The following is a 2,337-nucleotide window of genomic DNA, read 5'->3' as shown; positions in this document are numbered from 1 at the left end:
CGTTAGGGACCGCTTCGATGAGCGCCGCCACCAGGGGCCAGATGGGGCGCGTGTCCGAAGCGAGGTCGGCCTCGAGGTCGAGTTCCCCCCGCGCCAGCAAGATGGTGACGCCGTGGTCGCCGATGGGGCCGGAGAGGAGGATGTTATCCCCAGGCCGGACGTGCTTGGAGGAGAGGTCGACGCGGCCGTCCACCAGCCCGATGCCGGCGGTCGCCACGTACATCCCGTCGGCCTGGCCGTGCTCGACTACCTTGGTGTCGCCGCCTATTACGTCCACGCCCGCACCTCGCGCCGCGTCTGCCAGCGCCCGCACCTCGCGCTCCAAGACTTCGCCCGTCAGGCCGGCCTCGAGGATGAAGGAGCTCAGGAGCGCCAGAGGCTTTGCCCCCGAGACGGCGAGATCGTTCAGCGTGCCGTTCACCGCCAACTCGCCTATGGAGCCACCCGGGAAGGACAGCGGCTTGACCACGAAGCTGTCCGTGGTGAAGGCCAGCTTGAGCCCGCCGACCTCGAGCAGGGCGGCGTCGCCGAGGGGCTCGAGCGCGGCGTTGGCGAGGAGCGGCAAAAAGAGACCCTCGATGAGCCGGCGGCTGGCCTTGCCCCCGGCGCCGTGCGCCATCTCGATCTGGGCGTCGCGAAAGCGAAGCGTGCGGTCGGCCGTCATCGCTCAATCGGCCATCGCGGCATGCTGACGGTGAACGTAGTGGTGATAGGCGGCGCAGGCGCCCTCCGACGAGACCATCAACGCCCCGATGGGGTGCTCCGGGGTGCAGTCGCTGCCGAAAAGCTTGCACTGGGGCGGTTTGAGAACCCCTTTGAGGACTTCGCCGCACTGGGCGGCCTTTGGATCGGTGACGCGCACGCCGGGCACCTCGAAGCGCTTTTCGCTGTCCCAGTCCGCGTAGGCGTCGCTGACCGCCAGGGCGGATTGCGAGATGAAGCCGAGGCCGCGCCACTCGAAGTAGGGCCTCAGCGTAAACGTTTCCGCCATCGCCTTGAGGGCGGGCAGGTTGCCGTCCCAGGGGACGACGCGCGCGTACTGGTTTTCCACCTTGGCTTCCCCGGCATTGACTTGCCGCAGGATCATCACGACGGACTGCAAGAGGTCCAAGGGCTCGAAGCCCGAGGTCACCACGGGCTTGCCGTGATCTTTGGCGACAAAGGCGTAGGGGCGGCAGCCGATCACCGTCGAGACGTGGCCGGGGCCGATAAAGGCGTCTAGGCGCATATCGGGCGAGTCCAGGATGGCGCGCATGGCGGGGATGATGGTGACGTGGTTGTTGAAGACGCTGAAGTTTTCCACGCCCAGGGCTTTGGCGCGCTTCAAGGTGAGGGCGGTCGAGGGCGCGGTGGTCTCGAAGCCGATGGCGAAAAAGACCACGTGCTTGTCGGGGTTCTTTTCGGCGAGTTTGAGCGCGTCCAAGGGCGAATAGACCATGCGGATGTCCGCGCCTTTGGCTTTCAGCTCGAGCGGCGTACCCCGCCTCCCCGGCACGCGCATCATGTCTCCAAAGGCGGCGAGGATGACGCCGGGCGTCGCGGCCAAGGCCAGGCCGTCGTCCACGCGGCCCATCGGCAAGACGCAGACCGGGCAGCCGGGGCCGTGGACGAGCTCGATGTTCTCGGGCAAGAGGTCTTTGAGGCCGAAGCGGTAGATGGCGTGGGTATGGCCGCCGCAGACCTCCATGATGCGGTAGTGGCGCTCCGGCGCGGCGAGGCGCCTGATCTCCTCGACCGTCTTTTTGATGAGGTCGGGGTTGCGGAACTCGTCGACGTACCTCATGAGGCCACCCTAGCGATGGCGACGCCCATGTGAACGAGCAGCACATCACCGATTTTTGCGTCAGGCACGAAGTCCACCGCCACCTCCGACCTCTGGGCGAGCCTGTCTTCGACGAGCGCGTTTGAGCCCGAGCGCCCTAACACCCTCACCGGCGCCGCCGTGTCTCCGCAAAGGCTGCAGCCGTCCTGCTCGAGCGTGCAGCTACCGTAACGCTCAAGGTTCATGGCCCGGCTCCTCGACAACTCCGTAGCCTTGGACTTCCGCGAGGGCTTCGTCCGCCTCGCCGAGCATCGTCAGCAGCGCCATCTGCTCTTCGGCTTCTTTCGCGCCGATCTTGCTCATGGCGAAGCCGACATGAATGAGCACCCAATCGTCTTGCTCGAGCCCTTCTTCCGCGAGCAGGTCGACGTTCACTTTGCGGCGCACCCCCGAGACCTCTATGATGGCGAAGTGCTTGTCCTCGAGAAAATCGGTGACGCGCCCGGGAATGGCGAGGCACATGGGAACCTCCTGGTTCTTTGTCTCATTGTACACGGGTCATTGTACACGGGTGG

Annotated in this window: 4 protein-coding genes; all 4 read right to left on the bottom strand. The window is 65.9% G+C overall.

Annotation, left to right across the window (positions count from 1 at the left end; translation table 11 throughout):
- A partial coding sequence (locus tag M3498_17555; protein ID MDQ3461072.1) for an AIR synthase related protein occupies window positions 1–664 on the bottom strand: 664 nt, incomplete at its 3' end.
- A gap of 3 nt (window positions 665–667) precedes the next feature.
- Window positions 668–1,783 carry a hydrogenase formation protein HypD gene (gene hypD / locus M3498_17550; protein ID MDQ3461071.1) on the bottom strand — a complete coding sequence of 372 codons (1,116 nt, stop codon included), beginning with the start codon at window positions 1,781–1,783 and terminating at the stop codon, window positions 668–670.
- Window positions 1,780–2,007 (bottom strand): HypC/HybG/HupF family hydrogenase formation chaperone, encoded by a 228-nt coding sequence (locus M3498_17545; protein ID MDQ3461070.1) that lies wholly within the window; start codon window positions 2,005–2,007, stop codon window positions 1,780–1,782. Before M3498_17545 ends, hypD begins: the two co-directional genes overlap by 4 nt.
- Window positions 1,997–2,284: a HypC/HybG/HupF family hydrogenase formation chaperone gene (locus M3498_17540; protein MDQ3461069.1), complete on the bottom strand. Its 288-nt coding sequence runs from the start codon at window positions 2,282–2,284 to the stop codon at window positions 1,997–1,999. Before M3498_17540 ends, M3498_17545 begins: the two co-directional genes overlap by 11 nt.
- Window positions 2,285–2,337: the final 53 nt, after the last annotated feature.

It is taken from the genome of Deinococcota bacterium, from assembly GCA_030858465.1.
Lineage (GTDB): Bacteria > Deinococcota > Deinococci > Deinococcales > Trueperaceae > JALZLY01.
The sequence above is the reverse complement of the archived record's forward strand: the minus strand, read 5'-3'. Positions and strand labels throughout refer to the sequence as shown.

Excerpts from the sequence above, each read along its gene's own strand:
- hypD (MDQ3461071.1), bottom strand. The coding sequence starts at position 1,783 with ATGAGGTACGTCGACGAGTTCCGCAACCCCGACCTCATCAAAAAGACG.
- M3498_17545 (MDQ3461070.1), bottom strand. The coding sequence starts at position 2,007 with ATGAACCTTGAGCGTTACGGTAGCTGCACGCTCGAGCAGGACGGCTGC.
- M3498_17540 (MDQ3461069.1), bottom strand. The coding sequence starts at position 2,284 with ATGTGCCTCGCCATTCCCGGGCGCGTCACCGATTTTCTCGAGGACAAG.